Consider the following 18,832-nt stretch of genomic DNA (forward strand, 5'->3'; position numbering starts at 1 on the left):
GAGGTATCATTGCGATACCTCTTTCTACTCTTTTATCACAACTTCAAACTCTTCTTCCGTTAATACTTTTCGATAATCCGTTTTCCTTTCTCCCTCTTCACCAGAAGTAACAACAGGTGTCAGCACAATTTTCGTTACACTATCCTCTAGTTTTTCAAATCGCCAATAACTATTTTCCGATAATGTAAGACCTGAATGTGGTATTAACTCTTTTCCATCTTGATCTTTCGCGATAAATTTCACCTCTAATTTCGTTCCATTCAACATTTTATAGTCCAACTTCGCAGATATAGGAGAAACTTTTAAATCTTCCACTTCTATTTTTTGACCATTTTCTAATTTAAAATGCTTATGGATTGGGATTGTTTTCGTTTCAGCTTTTATTTTGTCTCCAGACGCTTTGAAGGAAAAGCCCCATTCTCCTTTCCATGTTGAATTGCCCTCTTTTAAAGAAATATCCCTATATACAACTTGTACATCACATTCTCCACGAATTTCTAGAGGATTCATTTCATCATCTTTTAAATCTATATTTGAGAAAAATGTATACGTGTACTCATTTATTTTCTTGTCTCCACCACTACCACTGCCATTTAACTGTTTTCCATTTATATAAATATCAGGACTAGGATAAGAACCCTCTAAATTGATTCGACTAGACTTAAACGTACTATTAACAATAATCTGCCCTTCATCTATCATCACTTCATCTAACCGCACTTCTACACCGTTATCATAAACTGTTTGCCCTATTGTCGTTTTATATTCTTTCAAAGGTTCTCCTCTACTGTTTACGTAGTCTTCCATTTTACTTCCGATTAACGGTATATCCGCAATCATCCTTCTCATATCTACAGTCATCATCATAATAAATAATGCCGCAGCCGATGTTACAATCGCTACATTCCGTTTCGTATGAACTTTGTTCTTGTTTATTTTTTTATGAACTCGCTTTTTTATTTTCTGTTTCTCTATGTGAGTTAAGTTAACCTCTTCATATTCATTCTCATCCATTTTTATATCATTTAACATTTCATATGGATCTTTCATTTTCTTCACCTCTTTTCTTATTTATTTCATCCGATTATGTAAAAATAATGACCTTAACTTCTTCCGTCCTCTCGATAGACGATTGTATATAAAAGAAGTTTTCACTCCCATTTTCTCTGCAATATTTTCTACACTATCTTCTTCCACGTAATGCTTCATAAAGATTTCTTTATCATTCTTCTTTAAATGATCTAATATATGTTCCATATCATTACTAATTTCATTTTTAATCGTATCGGTATGCATCGCGATTTCACCTATTTGATCTAACCCTTTTTCATTTACTGTTTTCGCATATTTCCTCGCATAATCGATAGATTTGTATTTTGTAATAGCCGCGATCCAATTTTTTAAAGTATTTTTCTCTTCATCATACTTTTCAATATGATTCCAAATCGCTAATAACACATCATCCATACATTCCTCTTGTACATCTTGAAACGAAGCTAAATGCTTCTGAATAATACTTTTTATAAGTCCACCGTACTGGTCGATAATAAAGTATAATGCTTTTTCATTCCTTTTCCTTAGCTGCATTGTAACGTTCTCTTCTGTAATTTTCATATACACCCTCCTCTCTAACGTTCTCTATATCTATTAATTCGTATCATCACTTCTCATTTCTATCAATTTATACATATTTATTAATAATATCCAAAATAAACCTCATGTAGTAAAATATAACTGATTACATAGAAGGAGATTATATATGTTGAGCTTACTTTGGGTTGTTTATATGCCACTCCTTGTGTTATGTGGATTTTTAGGTGGTATTTTCTTAATGATTACTAGCATGAAACATCGTAAATTATTTGTCGGTTTAATGGGGTTACTTAGCTTCTCCTTTGTCACACTACCTTTTGTTTTTTGGGGCATGGGAGTGGAGAGTAATACAATCCTCCCTATTTCAACTACTTTATATTGGATTCTGTTTTCTTTAACTGGATTATTGGCAGGATTAAGTGGATTACAAGCAAAAATTAAAAGTATACGTAATATGGGATTCATTATTTTTATCGCTGGAATATTAGGGGTTATCTTCTGGTTACTCATGACTGTAGGTGATTCATACTATATATAATATTTTTTAGAAACCCATAAATCGGAGGTAATACAGAAGTGTTTGGAATATTAACTTGGATGATTTTAGCTCTTACTTTGATGCTATGCGCATTTATCATTGGCATTTTTTTAATTATTGCTGGTATTAAATATCGTAAGTCACTTACTATTATAGCTGGTTTAATTAGCATATCTCTTATCGTTGTTCCTATCATTTGTATAGGTTCTGGAATAGATTTAGAGGAGATCGTTCCAATTTCAGGAACTTTATATTGGAGTTTCTTCTCTTTAGCTGGACTATTAGCTATTATAACCGGAAGGCAAATATCAAGTATTCGTTCTATGGGGACAATTTTGTTTATAACAGGGCTGTGCTCTGTAACTGGTTATCATTTTTTATATCTCACTCTTTAAAAAGACAAAAAAGCAGGGAAATTAATTCCCTGCTTTTCTATTTGGTTTATTGCCTGATGGTAAGAAGAACGATAATACCCAAGCAATCCCTGCGAGTATCGTTGCAATTAAGAAGGCATCGTTAATACCGTTAATTGCAGATAACTTCGAAATTTGTCCAAATAATAGCTGCGTGCTCATCGCATCTCCTGCTTGAGCCGATCCAGCTAAGGCTGCTAAACTTTGCCCCATACCGTGTACTTTATCAACTAAAATTGGATTTGACGTTGTTAACATGTTGCCGTAATCTGCTACGTGAGCAGTCGTTTGTTGCGTCATAAGTGTAATTAATATCGCTGTTCCAATTGAACCAGCTACTTGTCTTGACGTATTTTGCGTTGCTGTACCGTGAGAAATTAATTTCATCGGCAATGCATTCATACCAGCTGTCATAATTGGCATCATAATGAATGACATACCAATTGAACGTATAATATAATCCGTCATAATAACGCTATATGGTGTATCCATCGATAACGTTGTGAATTTATATGTCGCAAACGTTGTAATGGCTAATCCAACAATCGCTAACGGACGAATACCATATTTATCAAATAGTTTACCTGCAATAGGTCCCATGATACCCATAATTAATGATCCTGGTAGTAATAATAAACCTGATTCAATCGGCGTAAAGCCGCGAATGTTTTGCAGATATACTGGAAGTAATAACATACCTCCGAATAATGCCATCGTAACGATCGCGTTAATTACTAAAGTAAAAGTAAATACCGGATATTTAAATACTTGTAAATCAAGCATTTTATTGTCTGTTGTTAACTCTCTCCAAATAAATAACGCTAAACCAATTACACCGATAACAAGTGAAATAACAACTTCGGCACTAGTCCAACTATTATTTCCAGCTTCACTAAATCCATACAGTAAGCTACCTAGTCCAATACTTGAACTAATTACACCAAATACATCTAATTTCGTATTAGACACTGGCTGAGCTAGTGTAAAGAATTTTAAAGATAGGAACGTAATAATTAAACCAATTACAAACATTCCGTAGAACATTAAGTTCCAGCTGTAGTTTTCAATAACCCAGCCCGTTACAGTTGGCCCGATAGCTGGTGCTAAAATCATTGCAACGCCTAGTAATCCCATCGCCGCTCCGCGCTTATTAGGCGGGAATAATGTCATAAAGATATTCATACCAACCGGCATTAAAATACCTGCACCGACCGCTTGAATAATACGACCTGTCATCATCATTGTGAAGTTTCCTGATATAGCACAAATGATAGATCCTACCGTGAAGAATAACATGGCTGCTACAAATAATTTACGGTACGTAAATCGTGAAACTAAAAAGGCACTAATCGGTACTAAAATACCATTTACAAGCATGAATCCTGTAATTAACCATTGGGCTGTTGATGTTGACACATTAAATTCATTCATTAGCGGTGGCAACGCAACGTTAATGATTGTTTGGTTTAAAATAGAAACGAACATACCAAGAATTAATACTGTTACAACTGCTTTTACATTTACATTCTCTATAGGCATAGACGTTTGTTTTTTCGGTACTTCTTTTTCTTGTTTTACTTCTTCTTGCTTGCTTGTTTCTAATTCAACTACATTAGAAATTTCTACTTCTTGCTTTTGTTCTATTTCTTTCTCTTCTGTTTCTACTTTACTTACTTCTATTTTACTTACGGCTGGGACTTGTTCTTCTCCCACGTTCGTTTTTTTCTTTCGTAAAAGACGATTTACAAGGAAGAAGACGATTATACAAAATAGTGCATATCCTACAATTGCAATTGAGGACATCTCATCTCCCCCTTACTTATGAATACGAACTGACACATTCATTCCAGGAACAATATTTACTGATTTACTATGATCTAAAGAAATTTTAACTGGTACAACTTGCTTTACTTTCGTATAGTTCGCTGTTGCGTTACTTGATGGTAACATTGAGAATGTATTTGCTGTTGTTAATCCAACTTGTTCTACTTTCCCTGTTAACGTTGTATCTGGGTATGCATCTACATATACATCTACTGTTTGACCTTTTTGAACATCGTCAATCACTGTTTCTTCAATGTTTGCTGTTACCCATAAATTGTTCATATCAAATGCATAAGCAATTGGGCTACCCGCTCCAACGAAAGCATTTGTCGTTGCGTTTGATTGTACAACTGTTGCATTTTGCGGAATTGTTACGTCTACTGTTTGTTCTCCATTTGCTGCCGCTACAGTAACCGCACCTAATTTATCGTTTTCATTGTAGTTCTTACCTACTTCAGCTTTCCAGTCAGTTAATTTACCTGCTACTGGTGAAGCAACCGGAATTACCTTTCCATCAATTTTTGCATTGTCTGTTTTTAAGTAATTTTCCGTTTGGTTGTAATAGTAGTAACCGCCAATACCGCCGCCAACTAGTACAATTAATGTGATAATGTTGATAATTACCATTCTTCGAAACTGATTCATTGCATTCCTCTCCTTATATCGCATATAATTTTTTTCTAAACTATTTACGTCCTTATTGTTTAGACTGTTTAATTGTTAATTATATTAACTTTTAAACAAAAAAATCACACCATCTGCGGTGTAAATCGAAATTTATCTACCTGCGAGCGGTGCTGATTTCTGAAGGACTATCGTTTATAATTATAAATAATTATTTCGAATCTACAACCGACAATTTACGTATGAAATGTCGCTTAAACAACAATATAATACCATCGTGTTGTTTAAGTATGAAAAATTAAACGAGGAGAAGCAAAAATGTCTATTAAAAATACAAATGATCCACGTGTAAAGCGGACGAGACAACTCATACAGGATGCTTTTGTCGCTTTAGTAGGCGAAAAAGGATTTGACGATGTAACTGTTCAACATATCGCAGAACGCGCTCCTGTAAATCGTGCTACATTTTATAGCCATTACCACGATAAATATGACTTATTAGACAAAAGCATTGAAGAAATGTTAGAAAAATTAACAGAAGTTATTAAACCAAAAAATAGAAATAAAGAAGAGTTTCAACTTACATTTGATTCACCACATCCAACCTTTTTAGCTTTATTCGAACATATTGCAGAAAATGTGAACTTCTATAACGTTATGCTTGGCGATAAAGCTGCCGGAAACTACTCTTATAAAATGATGAAAACAATACAAACTCATTTAACGTTAAGCTTATCTATTTCACAGCCAGATGATAAAGATCTTATGGTTCCTCGTGATATTTTGATTAGCTATGTGACAGGGGCTCATATCGGGATGATTATGTCATGGTTAAAAAGAGGGATGATATATACTCCGCATTTTATGGCCATGCAATTAACTCGTTTAATTATTTTAGGAGCTCATACTGCCGCTGGATTAGAGAGACCTTTTTAAAACATAAAAAAGCGAAGGAGAGACTCCTTCGCTTTTTCTATTAATTAAATGTAATGTTATGTACAGCCTCTTTATCAAGACGTTTAATAACTTCTACAATTAACTTCACTGCGTTTTCATAGTCATCACGGTGTAACATTGCCGCATGAGAATGAATGTAGCGCGTCGCAATCGTAATTGCCATAGACGGAATACCATTTACAGCAATGTGAATTGCACCTGCATCCGTTCCACCGCCCGCTACTGAATCATATTGATATGGAATTTCTAATTCGTCAGCAACATCTACTACAAAGTCACGTAAACCAGTATGACCAATAACAGACGCATCATATAATATAATCTGTGGCCCATCACCCATTTTACTTTGCGCTTCTTTTGCCGTTACACCAGGCGTGTCACCAGCGATACCAACATCTACTGCGAACGCGATATCTGGTTTAATATAATTTGCAGATGTTTTCGCACCACGAAGACCGACTTCTTCTTGTACAGTCCCTACGCCATATACAACGTTTGGATGCTTTTCATCTTTTAATTGTTTTAATACATCAATTGCAATTGCACAACCAATTCGGTTATCCCATGCTTTTGCCAGTAACATTTTTTCATTCTTCATCACTTGGAATTCAAAGTAAGGTACAACTTGATCTCCTGGTCGTACGCCCCACTCCATTGCCTCCTCTTGGCTAGAAGCACCAATATCGATGAACATGTCTTTAATATCTACTGGCTTTTTACGCGCTTCTGGAGGTAAGATGTGCGGTGGTTTTGAACCAATTACACCTGTTACATCTCCTTTACGCGTTACAATTGTCACGCGCTGTGCAAGCATAACTTGTGACCACCAGCCACCAACTGTTTGGAAACGAAGGAAACCTTTGTCATCAATTTGCGTAATCATAAAGCCAACTTCATCTAAATGACCTGCAACCATAATTTTCGGGCCGTTTTCTTCCCCTACTTTTTTCGCAACTAAACTTCCTAAATTATCAGTAGAAAGTTCGTCCGCAAACGGCTCAATATATTTCTTCATTACTTCACGTGGTTCACGCTCGTTACCCGCAATACCACGTGCATCTGTTAATTCTTTTAGCATTGTCAATGTCGCGTCTAATTTTGTCATTGCCAACACCCTCCTTTTTCTTCAGTCACTTCATTATACAAAAGGAAATTGAAATATTCAAAAATTAAATCAGTATCCTTGTGTTTGGCGCTGATGATTTACTTCGTTTTTATCTAAATATGCCTTTTCAATCTCTTCTTGCTCAAACTCTAGCGCTTGTCCAAGTCGAAGATAGCTTGTAAATAATTCAATATAGTTCGTAATAGATGGTTGATCTGTAAAACGAATCACCTTCGCATATGTGTCTAAGAAAATTTCTACTTGTGTTTTATTCGTTTGTGCACATTTATAGAATAGGAAGTTTTTATCAATACCTAAATCAATTCCGATTGATAAAATAAAATGCAAACCATCTACGTATTCTTCTAATATTACTTCACGTTCTGATGCTGGTTTGTTGCTCCAATATTTAAAACAACGTGTTTCATTTGCAAGTTCTCCAATTTCTACAAGAAGAGCTAACATTTTTTCTTTTAACAACTTTTTCGGTTGTAAGTCATGCTCTTTCACAATACGGTCATCTAATTCTTTTTGTAATTTAAATAGTTGTAGTAAGTCCATTCTATTGTCCTCCTCCAACATCGCATTTTACGCAACAATGTTGTTTCATCTCAAAGTTCATTATTATTTTTCATTTCTTATTAATAAGTCAGCCATTTATCTCTTTACAAAATAGCTTGTCCTTAATTTACAAATACGTTTCAATCATCACGATTAGATTGTTCACTCCGATTGGTGATAGTTAGTCATTATCCGGGGATTATCCACTGATAAAAAAAATTATTTTATCTGATGAAAGTTCCATATCATCTTTCCATTATAGCAGTGTCGTTTCAGGTAGGAAAGATACTCTTCTTTCCAAAGGGAGATAATTGAAAAAAGCCAGGAGAATCCTCCTGGCTTCATATGTATATTCTTCTATATCGCTATAACTTTTATATTGATTTTGTCATATCGATAACGACATACTTCTCTTTGCATACAAATAAAAAAACCTTAGAAGAAAAATCTTCTAAGGTTTCAACTAATTAATTAGTTAATGTTGTTTTTTGCAACTGTTGCTAATTCAGCGAAAGCTTTTTCGTCATGAACAGCTAAGTCAGCAAGCATCTTGCGGTTAACTTCGATGCCAGCATTTTTAAGACCGTGCATTAAGCGGCTGTAAGAAAGACCATTCATACGAGCTGCTGCGTTGATACGTGTAATCCATAATTTACGGAAGTCACGTTTCTTTTGACGACGGTCACGGAATGCATACATTAGAGATTTCATAACCTGTTGGTTAGCAACCTTGAATAATGTACTCTTAGAACCGTAGTAACCTTTTGCTAATTTTATAACTTTTTTACGACGTTGACGAGTAACTGTACCACCTTTTACTCTTGGCATAATATTACCTCCTAATTGTTCTATATATCAGCCGAACTTATTTTAAGTTGTCAAGCATTTGACGAATGCGTTTGAAGTCACCAGCGCTTACTACACCAGCTTTACGTAGTTTACGTTTAGCTTTTGTAGATTTGTTAGCGAATAAATGGCTTGTGTAAGCGTGAGAACGTTTCAGTTTACCTGATCCAGTCTTTTTGAAACGCTTTGCAGAGCCGCGATGAGTTTTTTGTTTAGGCATAGGTATTTCCTCCTCTATCTATTACTTATCGTTTTTCGGTGCTAAAACTAAGAACATACTACGTCCTTCCATTTTAGGCTTAGATTCAATTGTACTAACTTCAGCACAAGCTTCTGAGAAGCGATCTAAAACACGTTGACCGATTTCTTTATGAGTAATGGCACGTCCTTTAAAGCGAATTGACGCTTTAACCTTGTCGCCTTTCTCTAAAAACTTGATAGCATTACGAAGTTTTGTGTTAAAGTCGTGTTCATCAATTGTTGGACTTAAACGAACTTCTTTCATGCTAATTACTTTTTGATTTTTGCGCTGTTCTTTTTCTTTCTTCTGTTGCTCAAAGCGGAATTTACCGTAGTCCATAATGCGGCATACTGGCGGTTTCGCATTTGGAGCAACTAATACTAAATCAAGATTAAGATTTGCAGCTAAGTCTAAAGCGTCATTACGAGACTTGATTCCAAGTTGATCGCCATTGGCACCAACTAAACGTACTTCACGTGCACGAATTTGCTCGTTAATCATCATATCCTTGCTAATAGTAAGCCACCTCCAAGGTTTTCTCAGAACATATTTTGTAGTCATAGAACCCGACAAAAAAAGTGCGGGCATACGACACCCACACTTGTAAATTCTTAAGTAAGAAATACATTTACCTGTAAACTGCGAATGCGTCCATCAGGTGAGAAGCGGGTGCTTCTACTTGTTCCACAAAACAATATTCTATTATCCTTGATGAGTTTATCATAGGACATGACGTCTGTCAAGAAGACGCGATGTGTTTTACTAACAACAAGAAATATTGTAACAAACAACTAACATACTTGCAATACTTTTTTATGATAAGTATTGTTTGGTTATTTTTTCTAGTTTTTCTCTTTTATAATACATAAGAAAGCCGCGGTATACCGCGGCTCTGTCTTATCGTTTTCCTTCTACTTTAATCATATCAACAAAAGCATCTAATGCGATTGTTTCTGATTTTTGTTCACCGTATTTACGTACGTTTACGCCGTTTTCAGTTACTTCATTGTCACCTACTACAAGCATGTACGGAATTTTTTGCATTTGTGCTTCACGGATTTTGTAACCAATTTTCTCTTCACGAGTATCTAATTCAACACGGATACCAGCACGGCGTAGTTCATCTTGCACTTTCTTCGCATAGTCTAAATGTACTTGCGGAGAAACTGGAATTACTTGCGCTTGAACTGGAGCTAACCAAGTTGGGAATGCACCTTTGTATTCTTCAATTAAGAAGGCTACGAAACGTTCCATAGTTGATACAACACCACGGTGAATTACAACTGGACGATGTTGTTTACCGTCTTCACCAACGTAAGCTAATTCAAAGCGTTCTGGAAGTAAGAAGTCTAATTGTACAGTTGAAAGTGTTTCGTCTTTTCCAAGAGCAGTACGAACTTGAACGTCAAGTTTTGGACCGTAGAATGCCGCTTCACCTTCAGCTTCATAGTAATCAAGACCCATTTCATCCATAGCTTCTTTTAACATACCTTGTGCTTTTTCCCACATCTCGTCATCAGCATAGTACTTTTTAGTATCAGCTGGGTCACGGTAAGATAGGCGGAATGAATAGTTCTCTAAACCGAAATCTTTGTACACTTCTAGAGTTAAGTTTACAACACGTTTTAACTCTTCTTTAATTTGATCTGGGCGAACGAAAATGTGCGCATCGTTTAAAGTCATTCCGCGTACACGTTGTAATCCAGATAACGCACCTGACATTTCATAGCGGTGCATCGTTCCAAGTTCCGCAATACGGATTGGTAATTCACGGTAGCTGTGAATGTCATTTTTATAAACCATCATGTGGTGAGGGCAGTTCATTGGACGAAGAACTAACTCTTCATTATCCATTTCCATTGATGGGAACATACCATCACGGTAGTGATTCCAGTGACCAGAAGTTTCATAAAGCTCTCTGCTTCCTAGTACTGGAGTGTATACGTGATCATAGCCTAAACTTGCTTCTTTATCAACGATGTAACGCTCGATAATACGGCGAATAGTTGCACCTTTTGGTAACCAAAGTGGTAAACCTTGTCCTACTTTTTGGCTATTAGTAAATAATTTTAATTCTTTACCTAATTTACGGTGATCGCGCTCTTTCGCTTCTTCAAGCATACGTAAGTGCTCATCTAATTCTGCTTTCTTAACGAATGCAGTACCGTAAATACGTTGTAACATTTTATTATTGCTATCGCCGCGCCAGTAAGCACCTGCAACGCTTAATAATTTAAATACTTTAATTTTCCCTGTAGATGGAAGGTGAACACCACGGCAAAGGTCGAAGAATTCGCCTTGCTCATAGATTGAAATAACCGCATCTTCTGGAAGATCGTTAATTAAATCTAATTTTAACTCATCGCCGATTTCTTCAAAGCGACGAAGTGCTTCTGCACGTGGTACTTCATGACGAACGATTTCTAAGTTCTCGTTCACAATTTTTTGCATTTCTTTTTCGATTTTCTTGAAGTCTTCAACTGTAATTGCTTCTTCCATATCAATATCGTAGTAGAAGCCATTTTCGATTACTGGACCAATACCAAGCTCAAGCTTAGCATCTTTATATAAACGTTTTAACGCTTGTGCTAAAAGGTGGGCTGTTGAATGGCGTAAAATGTATAAGCCATCTTCAGAATCTAATGTAATAATAGAAACTGCACCATCTTCTTCGATTGGTGTAACAAGATCGATCATCTCATCGTTTAATTTTCCAGCCACAGCTTTTTTCTTTAAGCCTGGGCTAATAGAAGCTGCGATTTCTTCAGTTGTTACGCCTTTTGGAAACTCCTTCACAGCTCCATCAGGGAAAGTAATTTTAACTACATCTGCCATCACTGGTCACTCCTCTTTTTTTCAAAATAAAAAACACTCATCCCGTAAAAAGGGACGAGTGTTGAATTCGTGGTTCCACCCTTGTTCCAATTAACCTTATCGTTAATTGCTCAAGTTCAACATAACGGTGTTGTCCGTTAGCAATTACTAGAAAAACCGTTCACTGCTAAAGTTTAGAGGTGGTAAGTAATAATCCCGTACTAGGAAGCTCACACCCTAAGGCTTCCCTCTCTGAAAATCGTAGAAAACTACTCATGTCCTCATCATGACATTTCAATATATTTCATTTATGTAGGTAATTATATGCTCAAAAACTTAGAAAATCAAGGGCGTTACCTTTATTTTTTAAATTTTTCACATTGCGCTCAAACTCATGTAATCCATGTAATTGGACCCGTTCTTGAAATACATTTCGCAAAGTAATAATCATATTATGGTCTTGTTCTTTCGTATATAAATAAATTTTTTTCGGCGAGATAGAAAGAAGTGGTGCAATTACTTTCGTATCAATATATACATCCTTTTGCTTTAATAATTCCTCATCTATATATTGAACCAATTTCTCCTGTTTTAAACGTCTACCTTTATCGTCATAGAAAATAAAGCTTTCATCAAAAATAAGATGCACACAGGACAAACGTGATTTTCGGCTACGCACTTGTTGCCTTAGCGTCTCAATAAACATTTGATATTCTTGTTCCAACTTATACTCATCAATCGACACTTCAGCAAGCTTAGCTACCATTTCCCTATATGTACGAAGGCGAAAACGAACATATGATGAAAACGAGAACGAAAGCGGATCACAAAGCCAGTTATTTAAAGAAGATTTAATATATGATTCAAATGTATGACGTGTTAATTCTTGAGCAATCCCTTTTCTTCTTCCCTTTAAAATCTCTTGTGCCATATGCAATATTTGATGACACTCTTCCTCTTCTTCATAAAAAAACTTTTCTTTTAAGATCGTATAAATCCACTCATTTTGCTTTACATTCACAATGAAATATACCATGACTGGCAATAAAATCTTTTCAATATAATTCGATTCACATACTGGTATGTGAATCACCACTTTTTGTTCCTGTAAATACACACTCGTTTCCTTATATAACAGTTCAGCCCTTTTCAATAGTTGTCTATATACATGCATAGCATCATTTTTTTCTTCGAAGCAAATTTCAATCACTTTTGTCCCCCCTTTTATCCCTGCTCTAAAGGATTGTATCTATACGTTACAAATCCTATAAGAGTCCGTTCCGCGTGAAGTTCACTCTTAGTAGAATTACATCTCCTATCGTTAGAGAATCCACTCGATATGGCTTGCTAATTTTATATATATTAAGGGAGGGAGAAAAAAATGATACAAGCTACAATGAATTTTCCATAAGAACTTTTCGTTTTACAATTCACCTAGTCTAAAAAGTGTTCAAAACGAAAAAAGAGCAAGCTTTTCGGCTTACTCTTTACTTATGACGTCGGTTTTTCCCACCAATTGGAATTGGCTTCGCTAAATATTTAATTCGTTCCATAATACGTGCTGCTTTCATTTGTTCTGCTTCACCACGCTGTGTATACGTTAAATGATGTTCCAATTCCTTGAAATCAAAGTTAGACGTAAAGAACGTCGGTAAGTTTTCTAACATACGGAATTGCAAAATCGCACCAAGTACATCGTCACGTACAAAGCTTGACATCGCTTCTGCTCCGATATCATCTAGCATTAAAACTTGTACGCGTTTCACCGCATCAATCTTTTCCCCAATCGAATTATCTTGAATCGAACTTTTAATTTCACGTAGAAATTCAGGGAAGTATACGAGCATCGAACTTATTTTCTTTTGAGCAAGCTCATTCGCCATTGCTCCTAACAAATACGTTTTCCCTACACCAAATTTACCGTACAAATATAAACCTTGTACTTTTTTACCAGGTTCATATGTACTTAAAAATTCATTGGCTGCACCAATTGCATCAATACGCGCATCTAAATCTGAAGGATCTAAGTTTTCCATCGTTGCCTGTAAAATGTCATTTGGCATATATACACTTTGAACGAGTTTTTCATATTTCTTTCTCTCGTCATATGCTACTTTTCTCACGCAACGATCGTATTGAATATCAATCATCTTCCCTTGGATAACGAGCTTTGGCTCATATCCTTGCAGCATGTTTTTACACGAACCTAGATCCGGACAATCTGCGCAACCTACACTTTGTCCAATATATTCGTATAACTTCACAAGGCTGCGCTCAATCATAGAAGTTGTTACTTCACCTTGATGTTCGTCTATAAATTCTTTCACACGCGGATGTGCCATTACTTCCGCTTTTAATACTTCATATCTATTTTTAAAATTTTTATTTTCCATTAACTTTGCAAATGAATTTTGAATATGCTCCATTTTCTCACCTCAAAGAGCGTTCATTCTCTTCTATTAATCACGCTTATATTTTTTTAACACTTCTTCTAGTCGTTTTCGTTCATCATCTAACGTACTTGCATCTTTTTTCTTACTTACATCTTTCTTCACTGTTTCTTTCTCTTGTTCTTTCGGCTCTTCTTTCAGCCAATCTGGTACCATTTCTTTTCTTATCGTTTTCTTCGACGTACGGCCTTTTTTCTTTGTCTCAGCCCATTCTTGATATTGACGATTTTCTTCTTTCGCTAACGCCATCGCTTCAGCTACTGTACCGACTTTTTTACGTGCCCAATGCCCAGCAATTTTCTCTACATACGTTTTTGCAAGTTTCATATCTGAGCGTAGCATAACGTAATAAATAAGTACATTCACAACACCTGGCGTTAATTTTTGATTGATCATTACATCTTCAACGATCTGCAAGTCAGCCTTTGTCGCCTCTGCACCACCAGAGATTTCTTTCAATAGTTGTTTTGGTGAGATTTCCTCTAACTGTTTTATTAACATCTCTTCTTGCGTAGAAGGCTCTTTCCCTTCCATCATACGTGCAGCGTGAGGTTGTACTCTTTCACTTAATACAGGTAACGCTTGACCGTTTTCGAATTGATACCAATCACGTGCTCCTTTTCTAAGCCTTTCGATATCAATTGTCTGCATCTCTGTCACCGTACCAAGAACGATATTTTGCATCGATAACACATCTACATCGTACACGTAAGCAAGTGTAATGACACATTCTCGCACTTGATCTGTAATCGCCTTTTTAGGGACAAGAGCGGACAAGCCATCTACAAATAAGGAGAAATCAAAGAAATCATTCCAAACTTTTGGAGCGTCTCCCTTCTCGTTACTTGGCATAGCTGTCGTTTTGGGAATACGAAGATCTTCTTGCGCATGCTCAAGCTGTCCTGGATTAAACGAACCAAACACATCATTGAAAGAACGCGTAACATTTTCATACGAAGCAAAATCAAATTCTTCTTCTAAGAAATATTGCTTTACTTGATTATATTTTGTCCGACTCAATCGATTGTATAAAAAGATGCTTAACACAATATCATCAAAAAATTGTTTCGGAGATAAAGGTGGTTGCAATTCGTATATAAACATTCGAATATCTTTTTCTTTCTTAATATATACCTTCAAAAGCCCAATTGCCTCTAACTTTACTCGTTCCTCATATATTTCGGGAAGGTGCATTTGCATGGTCACCATAAGGGAATGATGTGTATTCTCTTTTCCAAACACACGATCTTGCTCTAACTCTCCCCATAGCGTCATGTACAAGCTAAAAGCTCTACTACCTACTAACGGCTGATACAACATCGTTAACACTTTTCGGTCGTAATGATGCAGTAACCCTTTCGCACTTACTTTATAACGATCAATTGGCAATAGCTCCATCCATGACTGTTTTTCCATTCTTGCTTTTCCTTTCTCTCATCTAATCTATCCTCTACTTCATTCGTTCTATCTTCATTATATAATTTCTTAGCGAAAAAGAGCTATTAGCTTTCGCTTCTAGCTCTCTTATCTCATTCCTTACGGTATGTAAAGAGAATAAAATACAACTTCTACTCTCTTTCTTTTTGCAGTATATCTTTTAATTCTTCAATAAATACATTTAAATCTTTAAATTGGCGATATACAGAAGCAAAACGCACGTAAGCAACATCATCAATATCACGCAGTTCTTCCATAACAATTTCACCAATCATATCACTTTTCACTTCAGATATACCTAAATTACGAAGTTCACGTTCCACACTTTGAGTTACTTCTTCTAATTGTCTTAAAGATACTGGTCTTTTTTCGCACGCTTTAATTAAGCCGCGCAAAATCTTTTCTTTATTAAACTCTTCACGTGTGCCTTCTTTTTTTACAACGATAAGAGGTGACTCTTCTACTCTTTCAAATGTCGTAAAGCGACTTAAACAACTTTCACACTCTCTCCTTCTTCGAATAGAGCGCCCCTCGTCTACCGGACGCGAATCTAACACTCTTGTACCATTATGAGAACAGGATGGACAACGCAATATATTCACTCCTTTACACTATACTCTTTATTTTCCCTCTACTTACTTCATCTGACAATATATATACAATATTATATAACTCATTCTAACTCTCTTACCACTTTAAGTTTACGCACATTATTTTATCATCTCGTTTTCAAAAATAAGATGTGAGACGGGGCGTTAACTTATTCATAAGAGCTCAATTTATCTAACTAACGAGTACGTTATATTTTTCCTTTTTTATAAACTAAAAAAGAGGTGCATTATACACCTCTTTACATTTTAAATCAATTATGTTCTTTTTTAAAGAGCTTTTGTTTCTCTCTGCTTAATTTCGAAGCTACCAGTGCCTCGAGGAAGCTCGATGCTCTCACGCGTTTTCGCGTTTAAACCTTCTGCAATATATTCTGCAGCAACATTTGGATCAATACGATCCCCACAAGTATAAACATCGATACTTGCGTAACCGTGCTCCGGAAAGCTATGAATTGTTAAATGTGATTCCGAGATAATTACTACTCCACTTACACCTTGTGGTGCAAATTTATGGAAAGCCACCTCACGCACTTCAGCACCAGCTCTCAGTGCTGCATCCACAAATAATTGTTCAATATACGGCATGTCATTAAGCTTGTCGAAATCGCAATCCCAAAGTTCAGCGATCACGTGACGACCCATCGTATCCATAGTATCCATTCTACAGTTCCCCCTTGTAAATTTATTCTAACTGTTCGAATTGAAAACTAATTTGCAATTTGGCTTGCTCCACTACCACGGGGGAAAGTTAGTCCAGAGAGGTCCTAACCCTTTAAGTAGTGACTACGTACCTCAGCTCTTAAGTTTACGAGTGTTAGTATACTTTGTTTATTTTCATTTTGCAACAACAGTTTTTTCGATTTTCTGTCATATTTTCCTCTTTACTTTTCCCTAAAAAAAATAAATGATTCACAAATACAGTAATCACAACGTTTCGTGGTATGTCCACTTTCAAAAATATACTTATATAATTTTTTTCCTTTTCAGAAAAAAATAAAAAAAAGAGGGCAAATATTCACTTGCCCTCTCCCTTATTCACTTAAATATGTTGCACATTTTCTTGTTTCGCTAATTCGTCAACAACTAACGTTACAAGATCCACAACACGACGAGAGTAGCCCCACTCGTTATCATACCAAGCAAGTACTTTGACTTTACGATCACCCATTACCATTGTAGATAAACCATCAATAATAGCTGAGTGTGTATTTGTATTGAAGTCAATAGATACTAAAGGCTCTTCGCTGAATTCTACAATACCTTTTAATGCACCGTTTGCAACAGTTTTGAATGCTTCATTAATAGCTTCAACTGTCACATCACGTTTTACATCTACTACTAAGTCAACAAGAGACACGTTTGGTGTTGGTACACGAAGTGCCATACCATGAAGTTTTCCGTTTAAGTGTGGAAGAACTTTTGCAAGCGCTTTCGCAGCGCCTGTCGTTGTCGGAATGATTGATTGTCCGCAAGCACGCGCTCTTCTTAAATCTTTATGTGGGTTATCAATATTTTTTTGGTCATTTGTATAAGCGTGAACAGTTGTCATTAAACCGTTTTCAATTCCAAACTGCTCATCTAACACCTTAACAACAGGCGCTAAACAGTTTGTTGTGCAAGATGCATTTGAAATAACAGTATGTTTTGTAATATCTAATTGGTCTTCGTTCACACCAACTACAATTGTTACATCTTCATTTTTACCAGGCGCTGTTAAAATAACTTTTTTCGCTCCAGCTTCAACATGAAGAATTGCTTTTTCTTTTGAATTAAATTTACCAGTTGCTTCAATTACAACTTCAACACCTAGATCTGTCCAAGGCAATTCCTTTGGATCGCGGTTGTTTAAAAGGCGAATCATTTTCCCATCAACTAATAAATGATCTTCAAATGCTTCTACTGTTCCGTCAAACTTGCCGTGAACTGTATCATATTTAATTAAATGTGCTAACGTTTCAGATGGATAGCTTGCATTGATTGCTACAATTTCGAATGCGCTTTCTTTTATTGCCTGACGAAATACCATTCTCCCAATACGTCCAAATCCATTAATTGCCACACGAGTCATAATATGTTATCCCCCTTGAATGCGTTATACTATTTATCTCCAATCCCAATAATAGTATAACACAAAAAGGGGATATGTCACTAAGCATTTTCATTAATTTCACAATTTTTTAGTCAATAATGTTCCAATTCTTTAAAATCACCTGTAATTGTGTTTTCGTTCCCATAATTGTGCCATCATTATGTATCACTTCATCTGCATTCTTCACTTTTTCTTCTAACGGCATTTGAGATTGAATACGAGCCGTTGCTTCTTCTTCTGAAAAATTATTTCGTTTCATTAAACGTTCTAATTGCGTATGTGGCTTAACTGCTACAACTAAAACACGATCAACGAGACTGGTTAATTTCCCCTCAAACAGAAGAGGAATATCTAACACAACCGCTTGCATACCTTCCTTTATGTACATTTCCTTTTGCGTATTCATTTCCTCACGCACTGCAGGATGAACGATTTTATTTAACTGTAATCGTTTTTCTTCATTATAGAAAACGACACTTCCTAATTTCGGCCGGTCCAGTTCTCCATCTTCTTGTAATACTTCCGTTCCAAACACTTCTACTATTTTGTTATATGCTGGTTTTCCTCGCTCTACAACTTCTCTCGCAATAATATCCGCATCAATAACTGGTATACTCAGTTCACGAAACATTTCTGATACCGTACTTTTCCCGCTTGCAATGCCTCCCGTTAATCCAATTACTACCGTCATCATAATCCTCCTCACAATATAAAAGGCGCGAAACTAAT

At 35.9% G+C, this 18,832-nt stretch carries 20 protein-coding genes and 2 other annotated features; of the genes, 3 read left to right on the top strand and 17 right to left on the bottom strand.

Annotation, left to right across the window (positions count from 1 at the left end; translation table 11 throughout):
- Positions 1 to 24: 24 nt before the first annotated feature.
- Together MR113_RS02505 and MR113_RS02510 are read right to left on the bottom strand one after the other, a co-directional pair.
- Positions 25 to 1,050, bottom strand: a complete 1,026-nt coding sequence (locus MR113_RS02505; RefSeq protein ID WP_242250856.1) for a DUF4179 domain-containing protein — start codon at positions 1,048 to 1,050, stop codon at positions 25 to 27.
- Positions 1,051 to 1,071: 21 nt separating this feature from the next.
- Entirely contained in the window at positions 1,072 to 1,614 is a 543-nt protein-coding gene (locus tag MR113_RS02510) for a sigma-70 family RNA polymerase sigma factor (protein WP_242250857.1), read from the bottom strand.
- A gap of 145 nt (positions 1,615 to 1,759) precedes the next feature.
- On the opposite strand from MR113_RS02510, the gene MR113_RS02515 reads away from it, so the two are divergent.
- The gene (locus tag MR113_RS02515) at positions 1,760 to 2,131 is read left to right on the top strand and encodes a DNA-binding protein (RefSeq protein WP_242250858.1); all 372 of its coding nucleotides are present in this window, start codon (positions 1,760 to 1,762) and stop codon (positions 2,129 to 2,131) included.
- 38 nt (positions 2,132 to 2,169) lie between these two features.
- The gene (locus MR113_RS02520) at positions 2,170 to 2,526 is read left to right on the top strand and encodes an ammonia permease (RefSeq protein WP_242250859.1); all 357 of its coding nucleotides are present in this window, start codon (positions 2,170 to 2,172) and stop codon (positions 2,524 to 2,526) included.
- 21 nt (positions 2,527 to 2,547) lie between these two features.
- On the opposite strand, the gene MR113_RS02525 is transcribed toward MR113_RS02520, so the two are convergent.
- Positions 2,548 to 4,347, bottom strand: a complete 1,800-nt coding sequence (locus MR113_RS02525) for a DHA2 family efflux MFS transporter permease subunit (protein ID WP_242250860.1) — start codon at positions 4,345 to 4,347, stop codon at positions 2,548 to 2,550.
- A 12-nt stretch (positions 4,348 to 4,359) separates the two neighbouring features.
- The gene (locus tag MR113_RS02530) at positions 4,360 to 5,013 is read right to left on the bottom strand and encodes an HlyD family secretion protein (RefSeq protein WP_016080108.1); all 654 of its coding nucleotides are present in this window, start codon (positions 5,011 to 5,013) and stop codon (positions 4,360 to 4,362) included.
- A gap of 297 nt (positions 5,014 to 5,310) precedes the next feature.
- Here MR113_RS02530 and MR113_RS02535 point away from each other — a divergent pair, with 297 nt between their 5' ends.
- Complete coding sequence (locus MR113_RS02535; RefSeq protein WP_000023655.1) at positions 5,311 to 5,928, top strand: TetR/AcrR family transcriptional regulator; 618 nt, start codon at positions 5,311 to 5,313, stop codon at positions 5,926 to 5,928.
- A gap of 40 nt (positions 5,929 to 5,968) precedes the next feature.
- Here MR113_RS02535 and MR113_RS02540 read toward each other — a convergent pair whose 3' ends face one another.
- From MR113_RS02540 to coaE, 13 genes are all read right to left on the bottom strand, one after another.
- Positions 5,969 to 7,054 carry a M42 family metallopeptidase gene (locus MR113_RS02540; RefSeq protein ID WP_000163547.1) on the bottom strand — a complete coding sequence of 362 codons (1,086 nt, stop codon included), beginning with the start codon at positions 7,052 to 7,054 and terminating at the stop codon, positions 5,969 to 5,971.
- A 69-nt stretch (positions 7,055 to 7,123) separates the two neighbouring features.
- Entirely contained in the window at positions 7,124 to 7,615 is a 492-nt protein-coding gene (locus MR113_RS02545) for a dUTP diphosphatase (protein WP_000365057.1), read from the bottom strand.
- Positions 7,616 to 8,086: 471 nt separating this feature from the next.
- Positions 8,087 to 8,443, bottom strand: a complete 357-nt coding sequence (gene rplT / locus MR113_RS02550; RefSeq protein ID WP_001138364.1) for a 50S ribosomal protein L20 — start codon at positions 8,441 to 8,443, stop codon at positions 8,087 to 8,089.
- 37 nt (positions 8,444 to 8,480) lie between these two features.
- Positions 8,481 to 8,681: a 50S ribosomal protein L35 gene (gene rpmI, locus MR113_RS02555; protein ID WP_001125946.1), complete on the bottom strand. Its 201-nt coding sequence runs from the start codon at positions 8,679 to 8,681 to the stop codon at positions 8,481 to 8,483.
- 21 nt (positions 8,682 to 8,702) lie between these two features.
- Positions 8,703 to 9,206: a translation initiation factor IF-3 gene (gene infC / locus MR113_RS02560; RefSeq protein ID WP_000973214.1), complete on the bottom strand. Its 504-nt coding sequence runs from the start codon at positions 9,204 to 9,206 to the stop codon at positions 8,703 to 8,705.
- Between the two features lie 62 nt (positions 9,207 to 9,268).
- Positions 9,269 to 9,389: a sequence feature (ribosomal protein L20 leader region), on the bottom strand.
- Positions 9,390 to 9,599: 210 nt separating this feature from the next.
- Positions 9,600 to 11,537, bottom strand: coding sequence for a threonine--tRNA ligase (gene thrS, locus MR113_RS02565; protein WP_000786073.1), 1,938 nt, complete (start codon positions 11,535 to 11,537; stop codon positions 9,600 to 9,602).
- Positions 11,538 to 11,584: 47 nt separating this feature from the next.
- Positions 11,585 to 11,813: a binding site (T-box leader), on the bottom strand.
- A gap of 31 nt (positions 11,814 to 11,844) precedes the next feature.
- The gene (ytxC, locus tag MR113_RS02570) at positions 11,845 to 12,726 is read right to left on the bottom strand and encodes a putative sporulation protein YtxC (protein WP_242250861.1); all 882 of its coding nucleotides are present in this window, start codon (positions 12,724 to 12,726) and stop codon (positions 11,845 to 11,847) included.
- Positions 12,727 to 13,003: 277 nt separating this feature from the next.
- Entirely contained in the window at positions 13,004 to 13,942 is a 939-nt protein-coding gene (gene dnaI / locus MR113_RS02575; RefSeq protein WP_242250862.1) for a primosomal protein DnaI, read from the bottom strand.
- A 33-nt stretch (positions 13,943 to 13,975) separates the two neighbouring features.
- Positions 13,976 to 15,382, bottom strand: a complete 1,407-nt coding sequence (locus MR113_RS02580; RefSeq protein WP_242250863.1) for a replication initiation and membrane attachment family protein — start codon at positions 15,380 to 15,382, stop codon at positions 13,976 to 13,978.
- A 152-nt stretch (positions 15,383 to 15,534) separates the two neighbouring features.
- Positions 15,535 to 15,996 carry a transcriptional regulator NrdR gene (gene nrdR, locus MR113_RS02585; protein ID WP_001203687.1) on the bottom strand — a complete coding sequence of 154 codons (462 nt, stop codon included), beginning with the start codon at positions 15,994 to 15,996 and terminating at the stop codon, positions 15,535 to 15,537.
- 285 nt (positions 15,997 to 16,281) lie between these two features.
- Positions 16,282 to 16,665: an adenosylmethionine decarboxylase gene (gene speD / locus MR113_RS02590; protein ID WP_002003660.1), complete on the bottom strand. Its 384-nt coding sequence runs from the start codon at positions 16,663 to 16,665 to the stop codon at positions 16,282 to 16,284.
- A gap of 388 nt (positions 16,666 to 17,053) precedes the next feature.
- Entirely contained in the window at positions 17,054 to 18,082 is a 1,029-nt protein-coding gene (locus MR113_RS02595; protein WP_061677050.1) for a glyceraldehyde-3-phosphate dehydrogenase, read from the bottom strand.
- 109 nt (positions 18,083 to 18,191) lie between these two features.
- A complete protein-coding gene (coaE, locus tag MR113_RS02600; RefSeq protein ID WP_242250864.1) occupies positions 18,192 to 18,794 on the bottom strand; it encodes a dephospho-CoA kinase in 603 nt (200 codons plus the stop codon).
- Positions 18,795 to 18,832 lie beyond the last annotated feature (38 nt).

It is taken from the genome of Bacillus cereus group sp. BfR-BA-01379, from assembly GCF_022663605.1.
Classification (GTDB): Bacteria; Bacillota; Bacilli; order Bacillales; family Bacillaceae_G; genus Bacillus_A; species Bacillus_A mobilis.

Coding starts and splice junctions, on each gene's coding strand:
- MR113_RS02505 (WP_242250856.1), bottom strand. CDS start 1,050: ATGAAAGATCCATATGAAATGTTAAATGATATAAAAATGGATGAGAAT.
- MR113_RS02510 (WP_242250857.1), bottom strand. CDS start 1,614: ATGAAAATTACAGAAGAGAACGTTACAATGCAGCTAAGGAAAAGGAAT.
- MR113_RS02515 (WP_242250858.1), top strand. CDS start 1,760: ATGTTGAGCTTACTTTGGGTTGTTTATATGCCACTCCTTGTGTTATGT.
- MR113_RS02525 (WP_242250860.1), bottom strand. CDS start 4,347: ATGTCCTCAATTGCAATTGTAGGATATGCACTATTTTGTATAATCGTC.
- MR113_RS02530 (WP_016080108.1), bottom strand. CDS start 5,013: ATGAATCAGTTTCGAAGAATGGTAATTATCAACATTATCACATTAATT.
- MR113_RS02535 (WP_000023655.1), top strand. CDS start 5,311: ATGTCTATTAAAAATACAAATGATCCACGTGTAAAGCGGACGAGACAA.
- MR113_RS02540 (WP_000163547.1), bottom strand. CDS start 7,054: ATGACAAAATTAGACGCGACATTGACAATGCTAAAAGAATTAACAGAT.
- MR113_RS02545 (WP_000365057.1), bottom strand. CDS start 7,615: ATGGACTTACTACAACTATTTAAATTACAAAAAGAATTAGATGACCGT.
- rplT (WP_001138364.1), bottom strand. CDS start 8,443: ATGCCAAGAGTAAAAGGTGGTACAGTTACTCGTCAACGTCGTAAAAAA.
- rpmI (WP_001125946.1), bottom strand. CDS start 8,681: ATGCCTAAACAAAAAACTCATCGCGGCTCTGCAAAGCGTTTCAAAAAG.
- infC (WP_000973214.1), bottom strand. CDS start 9,206: ATGATGATTAACGAGCAAATTCGTGCACGTGAAGTACGTTTAGTTGGT.
- thrS (WP_000786073.1), bottom strand. CDS start 11,537: ATGGCAGATGTAGTTAAAATTACTTTCCCTGATGGAGCTGTGAAGGAG.
- dnaI (WP_242250862.1), bottom strand. CDS start 13,942: ATGGAGCATATTCAAAATTCATTTGCAAAGTTAATGGAAAATAAAAAT.
- MR113_RS02580 (WP_242250863.1), bottom strand. CDS start 15,382: ATGGAAAAACAGTCATGGATGGAGCTATTGCCAATTGATCGTTATAAA.
- speD (WP_002003660.1), bottom strand. CDS start 16,665: ATGGATACGATGGGTCGTCACGTGATCGCTGAACTTTGGGATTGCGAT.
- MR113_RS02595 (WP_061677050.1), bottom strand. CDS start 18,082: ATGACTCGTGTGGCAATTAATGGATTTGGACGTATTGGGAGAATGGTA.
- coaE (WP_242250864.1), bottom strand. CDS start 18,794: ATGACGGTAGTAATTGGATTAACGGGAGGCATTGCAAGCGGGAAAAGT.